This is a genomic window from Balneolaceae bacterium (genome assembly GCA_034521495.1).
Classification (GTDB): domain Bacteria; phylum Bacteroidota; class Rhodothermia; order Balneolales; family Balneolaceae; genus Rhodohalobacter.
This window is the reverse complement of the sequence record JAXHMK010000004.1, coordinates 307,194-329,773: the sequence shown is the minus strand read 5'-3', so window position 1 is coordinate 329,773 and position 22,580 is coordinate 307,194. Positions and strand designations below refer to the sequence as shown.

Genomic DNA, 22,580 nt, shown 5'->3' with positions numbered 1-22,580 from the left:
ATGCATCAGGAAATTTGATTCGTGTACTGCGCTAAAATCTCACCGATCTAATTGATTACCCAGGTATTACCGCTATGGAATAGATCCTCAACACTTTTAAATTCAGTTCTGTTTTTTTGATCGGCTATTACATCATGAACTCTTTTCTCATAAGGTTCGGATTTAACCTTACGGATTACTCCGGTTGCTACAGGAAAATCAGGTAATTTTAACCTGGTTAATGACAGATGCATGTTTGTATCCGCTTCTTCTGCATCATGTATAATTGTATCATCTGCCGATGTTTTTTCAAGCCGCATACCATTAATTTTTAGTCCTTCCATCTCTTCTTTGCCAAACCGTATCGGCTCTCCATGCTTAAGAACAACCTGATTTTCATCTTTAGAATCTTTGCTGGTGATCTGTTCATGAATTCCATCCGTAAAAATCACACAGTTTTGCAGTACTTCAATAATGGAAATCCCTTTGTGTTGATGAGCTTGCAGCATAACGTCTTCAAGTAATTTCAGATCGTTATCAGGAACACGGGCATAAAATGTAGCTCCTGCCCCGATTGCTATTTCTCCAATATTAAACGGATTGTCATAACTGCCTTCAGGTGCGGTTTTGGTTTTTTGGCCGATGGGAGTTGTAGGAGAAGACTGGCCTTTCGTCATGCCGTAAATCTTGTTGTTAAAGACAACCACATTCAGATCGATATTTCTTCGGCATGCGTGGATAAAATGATTGCCGCCAATGGCCATTGAATCGCCATCTCCTGTGAATACCCAAACATTCAAATCTGGATTAGCCAGTTTTGCCCCGGTAGAAACGGCAATCGCTCGTCCATGAATGGAGTGTATACCATATGTATCAAGATAATAGGTGATTCGCGATGAGCACCCAATCCCCGAAATACTGAGTATATTTTCTTTTTTTGTACCCATTTTGGCAAATGCTTTCTGCATTGTTGCCAGAATCAAATGATCGCCACACCCCGGACACCATCGAACCGATTGATCGCTTTTAAAATCTTTTCTGGTCAGTTGGTTTTGATCGTTCTTTTTAACTGTTTCTACCTGCATATCTACTCCGATAATAGATTTATAATTTCAGCTTTTATTTCTGAAGTGAAGAAGGGTTGTCCCTGGATTTTATTAAACTGTTTAAACGAATATTGATAAAACTTTGATCGCAAATAATTTACAAACTGTCCATTATTGACCTCGCAGACTAAAATCTGATCATAGTTACCTAAAATTTCTTCTGTATTTTCAGGAAGTGGATTAATGTAGTTGAAGTGAGTGAAACCAATATCCTCTTCTCCGTTTTCTATCAATTCTGTAACGGCTGTATTGATAGCACCATAAGTGCTTCCCCACCCCACAATTAATAATTTACCCGAATCTGCTCCGATTACTTTTTGTTTTGGAAGTTTCTTTGCGATTCGCTGAATTTTTTCCTCCCTTATTTTCGTCATTTTCTCATGATTCAGCGGCTCATACGTCAGGTTACCGGTTATCTCTTTCTTTTCCAGCCCCCCAATTCGATGTTCAAAGCCTTTGTCGCCCGGAACCATCCAGTATCGGTTTAAGAATTCCGGCTGACGCATATAAGGTTCCCATTCATCTGGAGTCCCTTTAAATCTTGGAATATTAATCTCTTCCCACTCCTCTTTTTCCGGAATTCTCCATGGACTTGTTCCGCTCGACAGATATGAATCTGAAAGTAAAAGAACGGGTGTAACATGTTCCATAGCAATTTTTGCAGCTTTATAGCTATAATGAAAACAATCATCGGGAGAGCTTGCAGCCATTACAACCATAGGAGCTTCTCCGTGGCGCCCATAGAGAGCTTGATTAAGGTCGGCCTGTTCTGTTTTTGTAGGCAGTCCGGTTGAAGGCCCGGCGCGTTGTACATTAACAATTACAAGTGGTATTTCTGCAATTACCGCAAGGCCCATCGCTTCGGATTTTAGGGATACTCCCGGCCCTGATGTGGTTGTAGCTGAGAGATTTCCACTAAATGCGGCTCCAATTGCAGCGGTAACAGCAGCAATTTCATCTTCCGCCTGAAGTACAATTGCCCCCATATCCTTGCGGGCCGAAATTTCATGCAGAATTTCGGAAGCAGGTGTTATCGGGTAAGAGCTTAAGGATAGTTTTCTGCCGCTTTTCTCTGCTGCTGCCAGGAGTCCCCATGCAACTGCTTTATTACCATCGATATTCCGATAGGTGCCTTTTGGCAGTTTAGCCGGTGGTATATGAACAGATTGCCCAATAAGTTCAGTACTGTGCGCAAAATTATAACCTGCATTTAATGCAAGTTTATTGGCTTCTACCAACGTTGGTTTTTTAATGAACTTTTTCTCGATAAAGTCTATGGTTTTATCAAGAGGCCTGCTAAACAGATACAGAACTACACCGAGAGCAAACATGTTTTTGCTGCGTGTAATCTCATTCATCTTAAGGCCGAGATTTTTCAAAGCCTCTTTGGTAAGAGATGTAGCCGGAGCTTCAATTACAAAATAGTCTTTGAGTGTACTGTCCTCGAGTGGATTTTCATCGAAATTGGCTTTTTTTAGATTTCGGGAATTGAAGTTATCCTTATCCGCTATGATTACCCCGCCCGATTTCAGAAATTTTAAATTTGCCGCCAGAGCTGCCGGGTTCATCACAACCAAAACATCCACATCATCACCGGGAGTATAGATCTCAGTACCTCCGATCTGGATCTGAAAACTGGATACGCCTCCGATACTTCCCTGGGGAGCCCTGATTTCAGCAGGGAAATCAGGAATAGTTGTTAAATCGTTACCCGCAATACCGGAAGATTGAGAAAACATGTCTCCGGTTAATTGCATGCCGTCTCCAGAGTCGCCGGAAAATCGAACTACGACTTTCTTCATCTCAGGAGTTAAAACTGTTTCAGTCATAACCAGTGATTTTTGATGCGTTGAAAGTATTTTTTTAAATGTAGAATGAGGAAGAAAAAATTATCCGTGCAAGAAATCGTGTCTTGCCATAAGTTCATCTTCACTGTCTTCATGATCCGGATCCGGAATAATACAATCGGGAACCGGGCAAAATGCAATGCACTGTTCCTCTTCATGGAATCCTGTACACTCTGTGCATTTGTCAGGAACAATAAAATAAAACTCGTCTGAAAGCGGTTCCTGCATTTCATCTGCGTCAACCTCGGTTCCGTTTAAAAGAGAGACTGTACCCGAAAGTTCAGTTCCCTCGGCCATAGACCATTCGGCACCGGGTTCGTAAATTGCCTGATTTGGGCATTCTGGTTCGCATGCTGCGCAATTGATACATGTATCGGTGATAAAAACTGACATGATATTTTAAATTATTTTAAAGGTGATTTTATTCAAGTTTTTCTCTCAAAACGTAATTTAGATATTTAGACAAAAAACTCTATAAATAAGATAATCAAAAGCTGTAGTTTGAACAATTATCCTGGTTAATGATTGAAATTTAGATTCAGTATAGATAGTTAGGTTATCTAAAATTGTCTAATCGAAAACCTTGCAATACTTTAATGTAATTAGCTCTTTCAAAGGCGCTTGGATCTCCGACAGAGGCAGAGCTCATAGCTCCTTTCATTTCATCAAGAGAAGCATACTCTTTTTCTTCCATCCAGAGTTTAATCTCTTTTTCCATAGTAGTTAACACTTCGGAACCTTTATAGAGAAGTACAGAAGCCATCATGGCAACATCGGCACCAGCCAATATCATTTTTATCACATCTTTTGCGGTGTGAATTCCTGTTGTGGCGGCTAAACTGCAAGACAGATGTGGCCGCAACATAGCGATCCAGCGTAACGGCAGCCTTTTTTCAAAAGAGCTGCTTGGTGCGAGACTTGGCTCAACTTCAAGGTCTTCAAGGTTAAAGTCGGGTTGGTAGAACCGATTAAATAAGACGAGGCCGTCGGCTCCGGCTTTTTCAATACGGGTGGCCATGTTTCCAAAGGCACTAAAGTATGGGCCAAGTTTTACCGACACCGGGATGTTCACCGTTTTTTTTACAGCTTTTACATCATTGATATACATCTCCTCAACTTCGGTCGATGTCAAATCGGGATCGGCTGCGATATAGTAAATATTGAGTTCAAGAGCATCTGCTCCGGCTTCTTCCATTTTTTTGGCGTACGACATCCATCCCCCTTCTGATATACCGTTGATACTGGCAATGACGGGAATATCCACGGCATTCTTAAGAGTTTCTATTTGCTCAAGATAATCTTCCGCATGAAGATTGTGATATGTTTGCGGCTCCGGAAAATAACTGAGTGCTTCGGCATAGCTTTCCTGCGGAGTGTTCAAAAAATGGTCAAGTGCCTCATTTTCCATAGTAATCTGCTCCTCAAACAGAGAATACATCACCACTGCTGATGCACCGGCATCCTCAAGTTTTTTAACTTTGTCCACTTCGCTTGAAAGCGGGGAGGCCGACGGAACAAGAGGATTTTTAAGGGAAAGGCCAAGGTATTTTGTTTCTAAATTCATATCAGGTAAAGTTTTTTAGTCAATTAATATTTTCGGATGTTTATGGCGGGTATTCATAAAACTACCCGCCATTATTCAGAATGAATGGATCTATTCCTCCCCATTGGGTTCATACATTTTTTCGTATTTCTCGTAGATCTTCCACTGCTCCTTCACTTCTTTTTGAGCTTGTGTCATGAGCTCTTTCGCAATCTTCGGTTGCGCTTTGGCGAGCATCAGATACCGCATCTCGTTGTATGCGTAATCTTTCAGATCTATCTTAGGTGCTTTGGAATCGAGCTGGAACGGATTTTTCCCTTCGTTTGCTAAAGACGGATCGTATCTGAAGAGCGGCCAATAGCCAGAATCAACTGCAAGTTTCTGCTGCGTTAATCCATTCTTCATGTCATATCCATGTGCAATGCAGTGACTGTATGCGATGATAATTGAGGGTCCGGGATATCTTTCGGCTTCAATAATCGCTTTCATCGTTTGCATGTCGTTTGCACCCATCGCTACTCTTGCCACGTAGGCTTTACCGCCATTGACGGACATCAGCCCAAGGTCTTTCTTGGCCACTCGTTTACCAGCGGCTGCGAATTTAGCTACGGCACCAAGCGGTGTTGCTTTGGAGCACTGTCCCCCGGTGTTGGAGTAAACCTCCGTATCCATCACAAGAATATTTACATCGCGGCCGCTTGCCAGTACATGATCAAGGCCGCCGTATCCGATATCATAGGCCCATCCGTCACCGCCAAAGATCCAGACGCTTTTACGCACAAGGTAATCAGCCAGGCTGTGAAGCATCTTGCCATTCTCTACATCGGAATCTTCGAGGATCTTTTTGAGCTTTTTCACACGTTCGCGCTGCTCATAGATTCCCGGTTCAGTAGATTGATCCTCATTCAGAATAGCTTCTTTCAACTCTGAATCAATCGCCCCGTTCATATTTTTCAATAAATTACGGGCTTGTTCCTGTTGTTTGTCAATTGTGAGTCGGAAACCAAGGCCAAACTCGGCATTATCTTCAAACAGGGAGTTCGACCAGGCAGGTCCGTACCCATCACTGTTTGTGGTATATGGCGTAGATGGCAGGTTGCCGCCATAGATGGAAGAACAACCTGTGGCATTTGCAATTACCATTCGATCGCCATACAGTTGTGTAATTAGTTTGATGTATGGAGTTTCACCACAACCGGCACAGGCACCTGAAAATTCAAAGAGTGGTTCCAGGAACTGGGCCCCTTTAACCGTTTCTGTTTTCAGTTCAGAACGATCGTATTCAGGTAGTGTAAGGAAGAAATCCCAGTTCTCTTTTTCCTGTTCGATAAGTGGGTCAATCGGCGCCATGTTAAGAGCTTTACGGCTGACTTTTTTCCTGTCTTTTGCCGGACAAACTTCCACACAAAGCTCACAACCTGTACAGTCTTCCGGTGAAACCTGGATACTGATCTTGGTATTATCCGGCCATTCACGGCCACGTGCATCCATATACTTAAAGGTTTCGGGAGAGGCTTCAAGAAGTTCTCCGTCAAACGCCTTCATCCGGATTACAGCATGGGGACAAACCAGCGTACACTTACCACATTGAATACAGATATCCGGTTCCAGTACAGGAATCTCCATGGCAATATTTCGTTTTTCCCATTTTGTGGTTCCTGTTGGGAAGGTTCCATCCGGTTCAAAAGCACTTGCGGGAAGATCATCGCCATTTCCGGCAATAATTTCAGCAATCACTTTTTGTACATACTCAGGAGCTTCTTCAGGAACAGGTGGTTTCATTTCAACATCTGAAGTTGCCTTATCGGGTACTTCAATTTCAAAAAGGTTCTCAAGAGAGTTGTCTACAGCAGCATAGTTGCTTTTCAAAATCTTCTCGCCTTTGTTACCATACGCTTTCTTGATGGCATCCTTAATCAGCAAAATTGCTTTATCAGTTGGAAGAATGCCTGAAATGGCAAAGAAACAGGTTTGCATTACTGTATTGATGCGAGTACCCATTCCCGTATCTTTGGCCACCTTATAAGCATCAATGCTGTAGAATTTCAGCTCCTTATCGATGATCTGTTTTTGAACCTTATCCGGGATGTTGTCCCAAACTTCATCTTTATCATAGGGAGCATTCAAGAGGAATGTTGCTCCTTTTTTGGCATGTTGCAGCATATCCAGCTTGCTTAGAAACTGGAACTGGTGACAAGCCACAAATTTAGCCTTGTCAATCAAATAGGCTGACCGGATCGGGTTGGGACCGAATCGCAGGTGAGATACCGTTGTTGCACCTGATTTTTTCGAGTCATACACGAAATAACCCTGCGCATAGTTGTCGGTATTGTTACCAATAATTTTTATGGAGTTCTTGTTGGCACTTACCGTGCCGTCAGCTCCCAGTCCGTAGAATAATCCTTCAAATACACCTTCTTCAGTTTCCCAGGCCTCATCGCTGTATTCAAGGCTTGTATTGGTCAGATCATCATGAATGCCAATTGTGAAGTGATTTTTTGGTTTCTCTTCCTCAAGTTCATCAAAAATAGTTTTAATCATAGGAGGGGTAAACTCTTTAGAGGAGAGTCCATATCGGCCGTTAATCACTTTTACATCATGGGTAAAATCTTTCCATTTTTCTGAACGATTTTCATGCATCGCAGCCAGAACATCATTATAAAGAGGTTCTCCTGCACTACCCGGTTCTTTTGTACGGTCAAGAACGGCAATACCTTTTACAGTTTCCGGAAGCGACTCTATTAAGTGAGACATGCTGAACGGCCTGAAAAGACGTACTTTAATAAGACCCACTTTTTCGCCTTGTGCATTGAGTCTTTCAACAGTTTCATGAGCCGTTTCAGCACCAGAACCCATGAGGATAATTACACGATCAGCATCTTCCGGGCCATGATATTGGAATAGTTTATAAGAACGTCCGCCCAGTTCAGCAAACGTGTCCATTGTTTTTTGAACGATATCGGGACAGGCATTATAATATGAATTCACCGTTTCCCGGGCCTGGAAGAATACGTCCGGGTTTTGTGCCGTACCCCGAAGTACAGGTTTATCCGGTGTTAATGCCCGCTTTCTATGAGCAATAACCCAGTTCTCATCGATCATCTGATTCATGATTTCAGGATCGATCTGCTGAATTTTTTGAACTTCATGTGAGGTTCTGAATCCATCAAAAAAGTGGAGGAAAGGAATTCTTGATTCAAGAGTAGCTGCGTGTGCAATTAAGGCCATGTCCATCGCTTCCTGCACACTGTTAGAACTTAACATTGCCATGCCCGTTGGACGTACAGCCATGGCATCACTGTGGTCTCCGAAGATGGAAAGTGCATGAGTAGCAACGGTTCGTGCAGCTACATGTACTACAGCAGGCGTCAATTCTCCGGCAATTTTATAGAGATTGGGCATCATGAGCAGTAAACCCTGAGAAGCCGTAAATGTAGAGGCCATAGCACCCGTTTGAAGAGCGCCGTGCAGGGTTCCTGCCGCACCGCCTTCACTTTGTAGTTCAATCACATCAGGTACTGTGCCCCAGATATTTTTTTTCCCGGCCATGGACCATTCATCTGACCATTCTCCCATCGGAGAGGCCGGGGTGATCGGGTAGATGGCGATTACTTCACTTAGTTTATGAGCGACATACGCCGCAGCTTCATTTGCGTCAATGGTTACCATATGTTTTGACATGAGATTATTTCCTCCGAAAAAAGTTAAATCAATAAAGTTCGATTAATTAAAATTCATTAGATCCTGTTTGTACTATGTGGCAATGTTTGTAAGAAAATCTCCTCCCAGTTCGTCTTTTGTAAGGGCATTCAATGTTTTTTGCTCAAACAGATATCTTACATGATCTCTAATTTTTTTATAGTCAGTATGGATAGGGCATGGATCGCTTTCATCACACTCCCGAAAGCCAATTCCACATTGTTTAAAGATGTCCAGTCCATCGATGGCTTCTACTATTTCAATGAGTGTTATTGAATCAGCAGGACGGCTTAAACGAAATCCTCCATTGGGTCCTTTCATTGAAATGAGAAGTTTGTTTTTGACTAACAATTGTAAAATTTTACTTAAAAAATGTTTTGGAATGTCTTGTTCATGCGCAATTGTATTCAAGTCTACATTGATTTCTTCTGTAGAGTGAGATGCGATGTAAAACATTGCCTGTAATCCATAATGGCATGATGCTGAAAACATAATTGCCGAATTTAAATGTGTATCAGTCTCTCGTCAGTATTTGTAAAAAGAGGTCGTTCTATCATTTCCTGGTAATAATTTCACAGGTATATGTATGAACTGAATTCCCTCTGGTATTAAGTTTTTGTGGTAAAGGTTTGTTGATTAAGTAATGCCTGTTTTTCGGTCAATTCTGCTTCTGTCTCTTTATAGCCGGGATGCACAACAATGCTTTCAGGATTAGGACAGACAACCATACACTGAGGTTCTGAATAAATATTCTTACACTCTGCGCATTTTTCAGGAACAATGAAATAATAGGTTTCCGACAGAGGTTCGTGTTCATCATTTACATCTGCGTTCCTGCCGTTAAACAGAGTGAAACGCCCCTTCAATGTTGTACCTTCTGATAATGTCCACTCCATTCCAGGTTCATAAATGGCTTGGTTTGGACACTCTTTTTCACAGTATCCACAATTAATGCATCTGTCGTTGATCAATAAGGCCATAATAGCTTACCACTGGTTAAATGGTTATATCACACTTTATATATAAGATATTTAGATAAAAAACTCCAATTTAAAGTAATAAAAAGCTTATTTATTCACAGTCTAAAGATGACTTCTTTTGTTCAGTTATTGAAAAAATCCTGGTTATAGGTCAGTCTTTTTTTAAACCATAACCATAATCAAATATAAGAAGGCTTTGCAAAACTTACGTCATCCTGAACTTGATTCAGGATCTCCATCTGGCTATAAAGACAATGGAGAATCTGAATCAGTTCAGATTGACGATACACGTTTTCAAAGCCTTCTAAACTATCCTGAGGTTTACCCAGGCTTACTATACTATCCCCTCTCTCCACATCTTTTACCAGCTCATTGAGTGTTTTGGTTTCAAAAAGCTCCTGGATGCGATTTCTGACCTTTTTGTAATCGTGATGAATAGGGCATGGATGTTCATCATTACATCGTTTGAATCCTATTCCGCATTTATTAAACATGTCCAATCCATCGATCGCTTCAATAACTTCGATGAGTGTTATTTCATCAGCCGGACGATTTAAATTGAATCCGCCCGTAGGCCCTTTCATAGATACAAGCAATTTATGCTTCACCAGCATTTGAAGGATTTTGCTGAGAAAATGTTTGGGTATATCTTGCTCTTTGGCAATTGTAGTGAGCCCTACATTTTCATTTTCTGAAGCGTGCAGAGCAATAAATATCATTGCCTGGAGACCGTAATGGCATGAGGTTGAAAACATTATGGTGCTATAATTGAGTTACGAAGTTTAGAGAAATTTTAATAATTGGATAAAAAGGTATAAAGCGCCTAAATATAAACAATTCCTTAGCTGCTGCGAATAATTCCTTTGTGATATTCGTTAAACTTCCTCCAGAATGTTTTTACCACCTTTTTCTATAACTAATGTGCGTACCTCTTCTGCAAGTTTTTTGCAATAGCTTACTTTAGATACATTATTGCAATAGTAGGCCTCTTTTTTATTTTCGTGAATATCTTCCTGGCATTTACAATTGAGGTCAGAAAAATCTATATCTTTTAATTGCTCGTTAAACTTGCTGCAGTATGTAATTAGTTCTTCAATCGTCTGGTGTTCTTTAACAGGGTCATCATTCTCATTGGCATAGAGAATATACAGGCACTTCAAAAAATTGTATAAAGCCCTTCTTGAGGATACGCATACTGAATACGTTACTACATCTTCAGCCGGTTGGTAGAGCTCTTCCCTGGCTGCGGCAAGATCTTTTTCAGCTTTTTGAAACAGTTCATGTATAATTTGATTATCCATAATTCGAAGGGTTAAAGGTTATGATTTTATATCATCAAAAGGTGTAATTTGTTAGTATTTACATTCCAAATATTTGGACAGAATTTTTGGCAAACTCAAGGATTGGAGAAAAGTAAACTCCAAACACCAGTACCGGAATCAATAGAATTAGTAAAATGGTTTTAGATGACAGATCGAAATTAATGATACCTGCATCAGATTCCGGCTTGTAGAAAAACATGTTTCTTACTACCCGGATATAATAGAAAAGAGAGATCACAGTAGTGATACCTGCAATTGTTACCAACCAGATCCAGCCACCGCTGATCGCGGCACTGAAAATAAAAAGTTTCGCTACGAATCCTCCGGTAGGGGGCAGTCCTGTCAGAGAGATTAAAAAAATTGTTAAAGCTATACTTTCAAGAGGAGCTCTGAATCCAAGACCTTTATATTTTTCAATAGATTCAGTTTGAATAGAATTTGAAAAGAGCATAGCTACATAAAAAGCCCCCAGGTTCATAAACAGATATATGACAAGGTAAAACATGATTGAAGTCAAGCCTTCCTGGGCTAAAATAACAACCCCCATTAAAAGGTATCCGGCATGAGCTATACTTGAGTAAGCAAGCATCCGTTTAATGTTATCTTGCCGGAGTGCAGTAAGATTTCCAACTATCATCGCCAATGCCGCCATTCCTCCCAAAAGAGTCGTCCACTGAACTCCCTCAATAGTTTGCCAAATTCCTGTTTCCAATACTCCTTCTGAATCGATAAAGGAGACGGAGAAAAACCGGATCAACAAACCGAACGCAGCGGTTTTAGATGCTACTGCAAGTATTGCAGCAATGGTAATAGGTGCTCCTTCATAAACATCAGGCGCCCAGAAGTGAAAAGGTACCACTGCAATTTTGAAGCCCATACCTACTAAAATCATCAGGATGGATATATTCACAATAAAGGGAACATCAGTTCGACTCAGCAGCGCTTCGTTAATTGCAACAAGATCTGCAGCACCTGTAAATCCAATTAAAACTGAGATGCCATATAACATCACACCGGAAGAAACCGCCCCATAAATGATATATTTGGTGGAGGCTTCAGCTGATGAAGTTGCTTTTTTGGTAAATCCAACCAGCACATAAGAGCTGATACTGGTTATTTCAAAGGCAATGTAAATCATCAGCAAGTTGGTTGAACTTACCATCATGAACATGCCGAGCATCATACCGGACAGCAGCATGTAGTATTCACCTTTTCTTGAAGAGTATTCGTCGAGCTCCCGGTTCTTCAGTGAAAAGAGAACTATAAAAATTCCAGCAAGGATGAGCAGTAATTTGAAAAAAACAGAAAATGGATCAACAACAACCATGTCGTAAAACATGGACCCATTTTGTCCTGTTTGCAACAGAATGGCTATTCCTGACAAGACGAATCCACCCAGCAAAATCCAGCCGGTAGTGTTTTTGTTATTTTTGATAATGAGATCGGCAATAATAATCACACAGAGCGTCAGGATGATGATGATCTCCGGGTAAAACTGGCTAATGCTATATAATGTTTGTTCGATCATATCTCTCAATTTCTTCAGTTCGTAACAAATTCAACCAGGAAGCTCAATGATGTATTCATCAATTCAATGGCCGGCGCGGGATAAATACCGAGAAAAATAATGAGGATAATCAGCGGTGTGAAAGCGAGAATTTCTCGTGGAGTCAGATCTTTGAGATCTTTTAGTTTCTCAGGCCGTTCGCCCAGGAATACCCGCTGAATTGTCCACAAAATATAGCCCGCCGTAAAGATGATACCGGTTACGGATACAATTGTGATCCACTTGTACGCCTGGAATGCACCCAGAAACGAGAAGAGCTCACTTACAAATCCGTTCAGCCCCGGAAGGCCAAGGCCTGCAAACATACCGATCATCGCAATGCCCGTATATTTAGGCATCTGGTTGGCAATTCCTCCAAAGTCGTATAAACCGCGAGTGTGTGTTCTGTCGTAAAGTACGCCAACGGAAAGGAAGAGTACGGCTGTAATAATACCGTGGTTAAACATCTGCAGTACTCCGCCTACCATTCCCTGTGTATTAAGTGCGGCTATTCCAAGAACCACAATTCCCATATGGCTGATGGATGAATAGGCAATCAGTTTTTTGAAGTCGTCCTGTGCCATTGCACAAAGGGCTCCATAAATGATACTGATCATTCCAAGTGTTGCCATAAAGTAGACGAAGTAGATTGTGGCATCCGGAAAAATCGGGAAGTTAATACGGAGCAGGCCATACGCTCCAAGCTTCAGTAGAATACCGGCAAGAATTACGCTGATAGGTGTCGGAGCTTCAACGTGGGCATCGGGCAGCCATGTGTGAAATGGAAAAAGAGGAATCTTAATTGCAAAGTTGATAAACAGTGCCATCCATGCAACGTAACGCCAGGTTGTATCCACCCCAGTCAGAAGTCCGCCATCAATGAAATTCTCCGGGTTCATCATATGCAGCATATTGAATGTATGAATGGTCTCACCGGTTGCGGGATCTGTGTAAGCAACGCTAAAGTAGAGTGCAAGCATAGTAATCAGCATTAAGATGCCGCCTACAAATGTGTAGAGGAAAAACTTGATGGCTGCATATTCCCGCCGCGGGCCGCCCCAAAGGCCGATTAAAAAGTACATCGGCAAAAGCATTACTTCCCAAAAAATGAAGAAGAGGAAGAAATCGAGCGCTACAAAAACTCCCATCATTCCCGTTACAAGAAGAAGGTAAAGGGCAAAATATCCTTTCACCATCTTGTCGATGTTCCACGAAGAGATGACTCCTATGAAACCGATGAGTGCTGTCAGGATGACCATGATGACACTGAGTCCGTCCAGACCCAGGAAGTAGGTTATTTCTATACGCCCAACCCAGGGAACCGAATCAACCGTGATCCAGCTGAGATGCTCCACAAACTGGAAACTTTCGGCTTCGTTAATCCCGATTTTTGTTCGGTCAAAAACAGAAAAGATAATGACAGCCAGGACAAGTTGGATTCCAGTGGAGACAGCAGCCGTCCAGCGAATAGCATTTTCGTTTTTTCCGGGAATCAGTAAAACGGCTGCCATTCCTACAATCGGGATAAACACAAGCCAGGTTAGAATGCCGATGCCAAATATTTGAAGTTCCATAGTTTAACGTTCTATTAATGTTTTCTTTTAAATATCCTTTATAAAAACAGGATGAAGAGTACCAGGAAACTGAACACAACATAGACCAGGTATACCTGTACTTTTCCTGTTTGAATTTTGCTGAGTAATCCGCCGGCTCTGTCAGCGGTATTTGCCGTGGCGTTCACCAATCCGTCTACAATATTGTTATCAATCCAACCACTGATGGTAGAAATATGCAGAGTGACCCATGCAGAACCATTCACGATACCGTCGATGATGTTTTCATCAAACCATCTTAAAATTCGGGTGAGTAATAGTGTACCACCAACGAATACTTTGTCATACATCTCATCGAAATACCATTTATTAAAAGCCCCTTTGTAAAGAACACCTGCGCGTTTTGCGAGTTTATCCGCACTGACTTTCTTCCATTGATACATGGCAAATGCCAACAATACCCCGGCGCCGGCCATAAGAATAGATATGGTCATCGCCAGCCCATGCACATTTTCAACAGCTTCGTGAAACAGATGCTGTGTTGCCGGTTGCATCATTTCGGGCACAACACTCAGAGGCCGTTCAATTGCTGCGTAAAACCATCCGCTTGAAGCTCCCAAAGGATTGAAACTGTAGAACACAAATAGAGAAAGTGTGGCAAGTACAATCAGCGGAATTGTCATTACGTAAGGAGATTCCTTGATCTCTGAAAAGATTGATTCATCGGCAGGCTTCCCGTGGAAAGTGAGAATAAGCAGGCGAAACATGTAAAGAGCGGTCATAGCCGCAACTGCAAAACCGATGACCGGTAGCAACCAGTGCCCGTTCAGCGTACTGAAGGCCAGGGTTCCTGCAAGAATTTCATCTTTACTTAAAAAGCCTGAAGTAAAAGGAATACCCGAAATAGCTAACGTAAACATCAAAAAGGTGATGTAAGTAATCGGCATTTTTGATTTCAGCCCGCCCATGTTGCGGATATCCTGCGCATCTGTATGATGATCATCCGCTTTATGAAGGCTCGCATGCATGGCGTAGATTACACTTCCTGCACCCAGAAAAAGCCCGGCTTTGAAAGCAGCATGGGTTACGAGGTGCATAAACCCAGCCGTAAAAGCACCTACGCCAAGGGCCATAATCATATACCCGAGCTGACTAATTGTTGAGTAAGCCAATACTTTTTTGATATCGAACTGGGTAATTGCAATGGTTGCGGCGATGAGTGCGGTAATGGCGCCTATGTAGGCGATCACAAGCAAAGCATCGGCCGTAAGCATCGGGAAGACGCGAGCCACCAGGTACACACCTGCTGCAACCATCGTTGCGGCGTGGATAAGTGCACTGACAGGCGTGGGACCTTCCATCGCATCGGGCAGCCAAACGTGGAGCGGAAACTGGGCTGATTTACCAACCGCCCCGCAGAAGATCAAGACGCCTGCTGCAGTTAGCCATCCCTGGCTTCCAAACGGAAGCTGCCCCCCGTTGATCGAATCAAAAATGGTTTCGAAAGTGAAGGTTGAGAATGTGAAGAACAGGATCATAATCCCGATGAACATCCCGAAATCTCCAATACGGTTTACAATAAATGCTTTGTTCGCTGCATTTGATGCAGATTTCTTCTCGTACCAGTGACCAATTAGCAGGTAAGAACTAAGTCCAACCAATTCCCATGCTGCGTACATCAACAAAAGGTTGTTGGTAATTACAATTCCCAACATCGAGAAAGAGAACAATCCCAGGTATGCAAAATATCGTGAATACCGGAGATCGTCTTTCATATAGCCGATCGAAAAGAGGTGTACTAATGTACTCACAAGCGTTACGACAACAAGCATTACCGCCGCGAGATTATCAATTGCGATTCCTATCTCAATATTTGTTGATCCCACCAGTGCCCATGTAAAGGTGTTGGAAATCATCTCTCCTGAATAGGAGCTTACCTTTATAACTAACAGGAAAAGTGACAACAACAGGGATGTCGAAATCAAACCGGTAGAAAGCCAATCTCCATGGCGCGGCAATCTCTTACCAAAGAAAATCAGTAGTATAAATCCCAGCAGAGGTAACAGAAGAATCGTTATGGGTAAGATTGTAAACATGCGATATTTTCTATTATGAATTTTTCATTTCTTGCAGCATTATCCTTTCAATATGCTCATGTCATCAAGGTTTATTGTTTTGAAGCGGTTGTACGCATTCAGTACAATTGCCAGTGCAACAGCTGCTTCTGCCGCCGCTACGATGATGACGAAAAGCCCGATCATGTGTCCGTCCAGCGAGAGATCTGTAAAACGGCTGAACGCAATAAAATTGATATTGGCTGAATTCAGAATCAGTTCTACTCCCATCAAGACCATAATTACATTTCGTTTTGATAGTATGGCCATCACTCCTAAAGAGAACAGTATGGCACTAACGATCAAAAAGTGTGTGAGGCCGGGAGTTGAAAGCCATTGTATTATTGAATTTTCCATATCAGTTGCTTTCAGTTGTTTTTGTAGTGATCCGGGTAGCCATCAGGATGGCACCGATAATGGCGATGAGCAGTAACACACCTGCGATAATAAACGGTAACAGATAATCACTCATCAGCATAGTTCCTAAAACGCTTACGGTTTCTCCGGGTGCAGCTATGTTTTCAGGTGCCCATTCTGTGGTTGTAAAAGCAAATATTAATAACAGAAGTGCAGCAACCGATAAAATTGAAGCAGGTACAATATTTACTGTTACTGTTTTGAAATTTAATTTGGCGGATTCCTGTGATGTGAGCATTACACCAAAAAGAATCAGAATCAGGATACCTCCCACATAAACGAGTAATTGGGTAGCTGCCAGAAAATCAGCGTAGAGAAGTACGTATAAGGCAGCTACTCCAATCAGGGTAAACATCAATGCAAAGGCCGAATGAACAATATTTTTAGAAAACACCATAAAGGATGCGGCCCCAATTGTAACCAGTGAAAACAGGTAAAAAAGGATTGCTGTAAATTCCATCTGTCAGGACTCCTCCTCGTCTTTTTTGTTTTCCGATGGTTTCTTCTTGGACTTGGCTTTGGCCTTTTTCTCTTTCATTTTTTGTTCGCGTTCCTGTTTTTTCCGTTCAGCTTCTTTTTCCGCTTTTTCTTTCACTTCGGCTACCATTTCTGGCCCTAAATCGCTGAAGTGATAGACCAGGTTGGAGCGATCGTAATCCGAATACTCATATTCAGGAACCATGTATATACAATCGGTTGGGCATGGATACGTGCACAAATCGCAATACATACATTTTGCCATATCGATATTGAACCGGGTGAGCCAAAATCGTTTCGGGTTACCGGTGGATGTTTTTCCCAGGTCCACATCCGGCGTAGCCATTACCGTTTCAATATCAATGCAGTTTACAGGACAGGCCCGTGCACAGAGATTGCATCCTATGCAGTCATCAATATTTACATAGAGTTTTGCGCGGGCACCTTCCGGTAGATCTACTTTTTCTTCAGGGTATAATTCGGTTACCGCCGGTTGAAAAAGATGGCGAAACGTCACTCCCATTCCGGTGAATATGGATTTAAATGTATTCCATCCTTCTTTAATTACAGTTGCCATAACTTTAAACTTCTAAATTTTAAAAAATTACTTCCCACAGAGCCACCAGCATCAGATTGATAAACGTTGCCGGAATAAGAATACCCCAGCAAATATGCATAAGTTGATCGACCCTGTATCTCGGCAGAGTCCAGCGAATCCACATCATTACAAATACCAACAAGAGGCCTTTCAGCATGAACCAGAAGAATCCCCAGGCCGGCCCGGACATAAAACTGCCGAACGGGCTATTCCAGCCTCCAAAGAAAAGTGTGGCTCCCAGCAGCGAGAGCAACAGCATATCGGCGTATTCGGCAAGCATAAACATTGCCCATCGCATTCCTGAGTATTCGGTTTGATACCCCGCAACTAATTCAGATTCAGATTCAGGCAGGTCGAAAGGTACCCGGTGCGATTCTACCAGTATTGAGATGAAAAAGATGCCAAAAGCGATAATCAGAAATGGATTCTGTAAGATGAACCAGTTAGGTAAAAATCCAAGAATATCATTGCCGGATTGAAGTTCTGTAACCGTCATCAGGTTTAAAGAACCTGATACGACAATAACCGTTAAAACAGTGGCGATGGTGGGTACTTCATAACTGACCATCTGGGCAGCACTTCGCATTCCTCCCAGTAACGACCATTTATTATTTGAAGCCCAACCAGCCATAATTACACTTAATGTTAATACGGATGTAATTGCTATCAGGTAAAACACCCCAATATTGATCATACTCCCGATATACCAACTACTAAAGGGCAAAACCGCAAAGGCCGCATAGGATGCCGCAAACATCATAAAAGGTGCAAATTTGAACAAAAATCTGCTGGCGTCTTTCGGTACAATGTCCTCTTTCTGAATTAATTTCAGTAAATCGGCAATGGATTGTGCCCATCCGTGCCATCCTCCCACGCGATGGGGACCGAGACGGTCCTGGATAAATCCCGCAATTTTCCGTTCACCCCAAATTGCAACAAGTGCATATACAAGTATGATTGTGAGCGGGATAAAAGCATGAATCAGTGTGGCCAGAACAGGATTGATATTTCCGTATGACTCAATCATTAATTATCATTTTAGTTGTTAAACTCTTATTCATCTGTTTCAAAAGAGATGGTTTCATTTAATCCATACAAACCATTCTCTCTGTTGTTATCTCTGAATTTTTTTCAGCGGTCCACCTCTCCAAGTACTATATCAATGCTTCCTACAATCGCAACCAAATCTGCAATGAGGGCTCCTTTCGAAATGGCGGGAAGCACACTCAGATGGACAAAGCTTGGTGCGCGTGCTTTTACACGAAACGGGCCGCCCGACTTGTCGCTTATGATGTAGTAGCCAAGCTCGCCTCTGGGCGTTTCTGTTCGCATATAAAGTTCACCTTCCTTGAGCCGAACTCGTTTAGGCACGGCTTCGGTTACATCTCCCTCTTCTGGCAAACCATCAAGTGCCTGTTCAATGATTCGGAGGCTTTGCTCCATTTCGCGAACACGAACCATATAGCGGTCCCAGCAATCGCCGAGGCTTCCCATCTCTCCACTGCCTGTGGGAATGTCAAAATCAAACCGGTCGTAGATGGAATAGGGATCATCTTTTCGAAGATCCCACTTCTTGCCAGACCCCCTCAATACAGGTCCTGATGCGGCATAATTGAGCGCTACCTTTTCAGGCAATACTCCAATATTAGCTGTCCGGTTTATAAAAATCTTATTATATGAGAGCAGGTCATTCAGCTCTTTAATTTTTGGCCTGAAGGTTTTAACAAATTCAGCCGTATCTTTTTTGAAATCTTTATGAACATCTTTTATCAAGCCGCCCACTGTCATATAATTATAGAGCAGCCGGGCACCACTGGTTTTTTCAAAAATATTCAAGATTTTCTCTCGCTCGGTAAAAAGATAGAGGAACGGAGTAAAGGCGCCGAGGTCGAGTCCGAATGCCCCGATTCCAAGAAGATGGCTTGCAATTCGCTGTAATTCCGCCATGATTACCCGGATATACTCCACGCGTTCGGGAATTTCTAATTCAAGCATTCGCTCTATGGCTATTACATATCCAAATTCCTGGTTCATAGCTGATACGTAATCCATACGATCGGTGTAAGGAACTACGCTGGTATAGTCGCCCAACTTCTCTGCGTATTTTTCAAAACAACGGTGCAGGTACCCAATATTGGGACGAGCTTCTTTAACCACTTCGCCATCTAAAACAAGCTCCAGCCGAAGTACCCCGTGAGTAGACGGATGTTGTGGCCCCATGTTGATGACCATCTCTCTTTTTTCGCTACTTTTATCAACTTCGTTCATCATCACTTCCATAAGATCTCCTTATTCGCCGGTTGGCATCTCTTGGTAAAATTCCTGTTGAACGTAATCTTTTCGGAGCGGATGGCCCTCCCAATCGTCAGGACAGAGAATTCTTTTGTGATTGGGATGTTCATCGAAAATTACTCCAACCATATCAAACGCTTCCCGTTCGTGCCAGTTCGCCGTTTTCCAGATCGATTCAACTGATGGCACATGCGGATGATCGATCGGCACACGGACTTTAACAGCCAGTTTATGGCCAATATTTGTAGAGTTTAAATGATAGGTTACGCCCAACTCCTCTTCTTTTTGATAGTGAGCGCCGCTTAAGCACATTAACACATCAAAGGATAGCTCCGGATCATCCCGTAACATTTTCATGATCATTTTCAGAGAGGAGGCCTCAGCCAAAATCCAGGGTTCTCCAACATCACCAGTTTGATATTCAAGCCCGGCATCACTAAAGTTTTCTTCCAGATAGTTAAAAATCTCTTCAGGTCGTTTCATATTAATTTCAATCTGTCAATTCAGGTGCCGGTTTCCTTTTTGTTTTCAATGATGGTTTCATCCGTGATTTTTTGTTGAAGTGTCAAAAAACCTTCAAGCAGTGCTTCAGGCCGGGGTGGACATCCGGGCACATACACATCTACAGGAATCACTTTGTCTACACCCTTTAAAACATGGTATCCATGTTCCCAATATGGCCCGCCACAGTTGGAGCAAGATCCCATACTAATTACATATCTGGGTTCCGACATCTGTTCGTAGAGCCGTTTAATTCGCGATGCCATTTTCATGGTTACCGTTCCGGCCACAATCATAACATCGGCTTGCCGCGGTGAAGAGCGGGGTATGATACCAAATCGGTCAAAATCGTAACGGGATGCCGCCGTGGCCATCATCTCTATTGCGCAGCAGGCAAGCCCAAACTGTTCGTACCAGAGGGAGTTTTTCCTTGCCCAGTTCAACGCCTTTTCAAGCGATACGATGATGATGTTGCTGTCGTGGTATTTTTTATCGAGCATTCCCATAATTCAGGTACTTACTTTATAATTTTCTCTATCTATAATTTTTTAGCTGATTGAACGACTCCCTTCTCTTTATCCTCATCTTCAATAACCCCAAAGTTTTCTTCATATCGAGGAATAAGGGGGGCCGGTATATCCCATTTTAAATGGCCTTTCCCGAGTTCATAAATAAATCCGATGAAAATCAGGAATACGAAAACAAACATTACCAGAAAGGCGAACCATCCAATATCTTTAAATACAACCGCCCAGGGGAATAGAAGTAGAATTTCAACTTCGAAAATCAGAAACATCAATCCTATGATGTAAAACCTGTTGTTAAACTGGATCCTGGCATCTCCGAATGGTATCTCACCACATTCATAAGTCATTAGTTTGGTGTCGTTCGGCCGGTCAGGTCGTATAAGTTTTGATGCAAACAGAGCTATTCCGACAAACAGGGCACCTGTTACAATGAAGAGAAGGACATAACCAAAATCTGTAATCATCTGTTTAAAGTTAGTTCGTTTAAAAAATAAATTATGATATTTATACCTATTTATCCAAAATCATTTTACTCATAAAGAAAAAAAAGTTGTGAATTTGATAAAGGAGTAGTAAAAACAATAGTTTATTAGAATTAATAAACTTTAAAAGTTACAGATGTTATGAGCGTCTTTTTTTAAAAATTGATTTACATTAATGTCAATTCGAGATAAGGTTTAGAATTGAAAGTCCCACTTAAACAAAGAGGGATTCAGGGGGATGTTCATCAGAAATGATGAAAAATCCTATGGACACCCCTCTTAGTCTCCCCTTTTTAGGGGAGAATTGGTTCAATTCTTCATCAGTTTTCTTATATCGAACTCACGTTATATTCATAAAAGAGGTTTAAGATACCTTCTAACAACTATCTCGTTTCAGCAAAAGGATCAGGGATACATATGAAAACAATAAGGTCAATTTTGGCATGGGCTTTAAAACTTGCACTTCTGCTTGTTCTGTTTATTGTGTTTTTTATGCTCGGCTCTATCGGTTCATGACTGCTTTTCCACGTGCCATGATTCTCTATCTGACATCACGCTGGTCAGGTTTCAGATAGAATTGGTTTGTTGATCTATACTTCTACCCACGTTGCCGTGATTCTCTTTTTAATTCTGACATCACGCTGGAAAGGGTTAAAACTCTCCGCGGTACTCTCCTTTTCATATTATGGTGCGATGACCATTCTCACCCAAATTGAAACGTGGTATTTTCTTTCATCAATTACTGTAAGTGGGTTTGGAAATTAACTGTAATTATGTTGGTTTATATAACCCTCTATTGGATGGCCGGTTATTTTATTGCGTGGCAGAACCCGTCATTGCGTGCATTTTATGGTTCACCGGGAGAGATATCACCATTCTTTGAACACACGGTAAATATCCTTCAAAGTGATCCGGGACTGTTTGAGGACTTACCCCATTTTTGAAAGTGTAAACTTATTGCATGTTGTATGTCCTTTTGTCTTGATACAAAAGAACGAAAAGACTGTGAATACTTGGCGGCGGACACGAGTTCACCGTGGAATCCTTTCAATGGTCCATCAGGTTTTCAGTCCTTAAATTTTGCTCATCGCCGGTATGAAAGGATTCTTCTCACGGTTCTCTCGTTGTCCTTTTTCCCGCCAACTATTCAAGGTCGGTTATTTTCCCAAAATCGCCATTTCCACTTGTTAAATATATTAAACTACTGTTATTTATTATTTTAACATGCTTAAACTTAAAATTTCGGGGTAACTTCTTGGACTATTTCCCTTCCAGGCATTGAGGGCGTTGTTGTGGACACTTTGCGCGATTCCAATCATTCGGGGATCCGGAGTTAATGTTTGGTGGACGGCACTCCTTGTCGGGCTGTTTTTAAGCGTACCCCAAAATGTGGGACACCTGCTGGCCAATCCTCTTATTCCTGATGCGAGTGTTCGTATGAGCCACTTGATTGAAACGGCATCCTCTACATTTCTTTTCGGTGTAATAATCGTTTGGCTGTTACACCGCAGGCATGATTCATTTCGTGATATGATGTAATATTTTCCCCCTCAAAAATTGTCATAGAATTCTTTTAAACAGAATGAAGAGTTTTCCC

General features: G+C 42.0%; 22 protein-coding genes. 2 read left to right on the top strand and 20 right to left on the bottom strand.

Annotation, left to right across the window (positions count from 1 at the left end; genetic code table 11):
* Positions 1–47: 47 nt before the first annotated feature.
* The 20 genes from U5K72_02385 to U5K72_02290 form a co-directional block, all read right to left on the bottom strand.
* Positions 48–1,064: a 2-oxoacid:ferredoxin oxidoreductase subunit beta gene (locus U5K72_02385; protein MDZ7717652.1), complete on the bottom strand. Its 1,017-nt coding sequence runs from the start codon at positions 1,062–1,064 to the stop codon at positions 48–50.
* Between the two features lie 2 nt (positions 1,065–1,066).
* The gene (locus U5K72_02380; protein MDZ7717651.1) at positions 1,067–2,914 is read right to left on the bottom strand and encodes a 2-oxoacid:acceptor oxidoreductase subunit alpha; all 1,848 of its coding nucleotides are present in this window, start codon (positions 2,912–2,914) and stop codon (positions 1,067–1,069) included.
* A gap of 60 nt (positions 2,915–2,974) precedes the next feature.
* Positions 2,975–3,325: a 4Fe-4S dicluster domain-containing protein gene (locus U5K72_02375; protein ID MDZ7717650.1), complete on the bottom strand. Its 351-nt coding sequence runs from the start codon at positions 3,323–3,325 to the stop codon at positions 2,975–2,977.
* A 163-nt stretch (positions 3,326–3,488) separates the two neighbouring features.
* Complete coding sequence (locus tag U5K72_02370) at positions 3,489–4,496, bottom strand: dihydroorotate dehydrogenase-like protein (GenBank protein ID MDZ7717649.1); 1,008 nt, start codon at positions 4,494–4,496, stop codon at positions 3,489–3,491.
* A 90-nt stretch (positions 4,497–4,586) separates the two neighbouring features.
* Entirely contained in the window at positions 4,587–8,156 is a 3,570-nt protein-coding gene (gene nifJ, locus U5K72_02365) for a pyruvate:ferredoxin (flavodoxin) oxidoreductase (GenBank protein ID MDZ7717648.1), read from the bottom strand.
* 72 nt (positions 8,157–8,228) lie between these two features.
* Positions 8,229–8,666 (bottom strand): Rrf2 family transcriptional regulator, encoded by a 438-nt coding sequence (locus U5K72_02360; GenBank protein MDZ7717647.1) that lies wholly within the window; start codon positions 8,664–8,666, stop codon positions 8,229–8,231.
* A gap of 116 nt (positions 8,667–8,782) precedes the next feature.
* Complete coding sequence (locus U5K72_02355) at positions 8,783–9,154, bottom strand: 4Fe-4S dicluster domain-containing protein (protein MDZ7717646.1); 372 nt, start codon at positions 9,152–9,154, stop codon at positions 8,783–8,785.
* 179 nt (positions 9,155–9,333) lie between these two features.
* Positions 9,334–9,909, bottom strand: coding sequence for an Rrf2 family transcriptional regulator (locus U5K72_02350; GenBank protein ID MDZ7717645.1), 576 nt, complete (start codon positions 9,907–9,909; stop codon positions 9,334–9,336).
* A gap of 120 nt (positions 9,910–10,029) precedes the next feature.
* A complete protein-coding gene (locus tag U5K72_02345) occupies positions 10,030–10,455 on the bottom strand; it encodes a hypothetical protein (protein MDZ7717644.1) in 426 nt (141 codons plus the stop codon).
* 58 nt (positions 10,456–10,513) lie between these two features.
* Positions 10,514–12,004 (bottom strand): NADH-quinone oxidoreductase subunit N, encoded by a 1,491-nt coding sequence (locus U5K72_02340; GenBank protein MDZ7717643.1) that lies wholly within the window; start codon positions 12,002–12,004, stop codon positions 10,514–10,516.
* Positions 12,005–12,018: 14 nt separating this feature from the next.
* A complete protein-coding gene (locus U5K72_02335; GenBank protein MDZ7717642.1) occupies positions 12,019–13,596 on the bottom strand; it encodes an NADH-quinone oxidoreductase subunit M in 1,578 nt (525 codons plus the stop codon).
* Positions 13,597–13,634: 38 nt separating this feature from the next.
* Positions 13,635–15,671, bottom strand: coding sequence for an NADH-quinone oxidoreductase subunit L (gene nuoL / locus U5K72_02330; protein MDZ7717641.1), 2,037 nt, complete (start codon positions 15,669–15,671; stop codon positions 13,635–13,637).
* Positions 15,672–15,710: 39 nt separating this feature from the next.
* Positions 15,711–16,046 (bottom strand): NADH-quinone oxidoreductase subunit NuoK, encoded by a 336-nt coding sequence (gene nuoK / locus U5K72_02325; GenBank protein MDZ7717640.1) that lies wholly within the window; start codon positions 16,044–16,046, stop codon positions 15,711–15,713.
* 1 nt (position 16,047) lies between these two features.
* Positions 16,048–16,566, bottom strand: a complete 519-nt coding sequence (locus tag U5K72_02320; protein MDZ7717639.1) for an NADH-quinone oxidoreductase subunit J — start codon at positions 16,564–16,566, stop codon at positions 16,048–16,050.
* A 3-nt stretch (positions 16,567–16,569) separates the two neighbouring features.
* Positions 16,570–17,160, bottom strand: a complete 591-nt coding sequence (locus tag U5K72_02315; protein ID MDZ7717638.1) for an NADH-quinone oxidoreductase subunit I — start codon at positions 17,158–17,160, stop codon at positions 16,570–16,572.
* Between the two features lie 19 nt (positions 17,161–17,179).
* Complete coding sequence (gene nuoH / locus U5K72_02310) at positions 17,180–18,208, bottom strand: NADH-quinone oxidoreductase subunit NuoH (GenBank protein ID MDZ7717637.1); 1,029 nt, start codon at positions 18,206–18,208, stop codon at positions 17,180–17,182.
* Between the two features lie 104 nt (positions 18,209–18,312).
* Positions 18,313–19,452 (bottom strand): NADH-quinone oxidoreductase subunit D, encoded by a 1,140-nt coding sequence (locus U5K72_02305; protein MDZ7717636.1) that lies wholly within the window; start codon positions 19,450–19,452, stop codon positions 18,313–18,315.
* An 18-nt stretch (positions 19,453–19,470) separates the two neighbouring features.
* Entirely contained in the window at positions 19,471–19,956 is a 486-nt protein-coding gene (locus U5K72_02300) for an NADH-quinone oxidoreductase subunit C (GenBank protein ID MDZ7717635.1), read from the bottom strand.
* Positions 19,957–19,976: 20 nt separating this feature from the next.
* Positions 19,977–20,474 (bottom strand): NADH-quinone oxidoreductase subunit B family protein, encoded by a 498-nt coding sequence (locus U5K72_02295; GenBank protein ID MDZ7717634.1) that lies wholly within the window; start codon positions 20,472–20,474, stop codon positions 19,977–19,979.
* Between the two features lie 38 nt (positions 20,475–20,512).
* Entirely contained in the window at positions 20,513–20,965 is a 453-nt protein-coding gene (locus U5K72_02290) for an NADH-quinone oxidoreductase subunit A (GenBank protein MDZ7717633.1), read from the bottom strand.
* Positions 20,966–21,756: 791 nt separating this feature from the next.
* Between U5K72_02290 and U5K72_02285 the strand changes: the two genes are divergently transcribed.
* Both U5K72_02285 and U5K72_02280 read left to right on the top strand, forming a co-directional pair.
* Positions 21,757–21,927, top strand: coding sequence for a hypothetical protein (locus U5K72_02285; protein ID MDZ7717632.1), 171 nt, complete (start codon positions 21,757–21,759; stop codon positions 21,925–21,927).
* 346 nt (positions 21,928–22,273) lie between these two features.
* Complete coding sequence (locus U5K72_02280; GenBank protein MDZ7717631.1) at positions 22,274–22,522, top strand: hypothetical protein; 249 nt, start codon at positions 22,274–22,276, stop codon at positions 22,520–22,522.
* Positions 22,523–22,580: the final 58 nt, after the last annotated feature.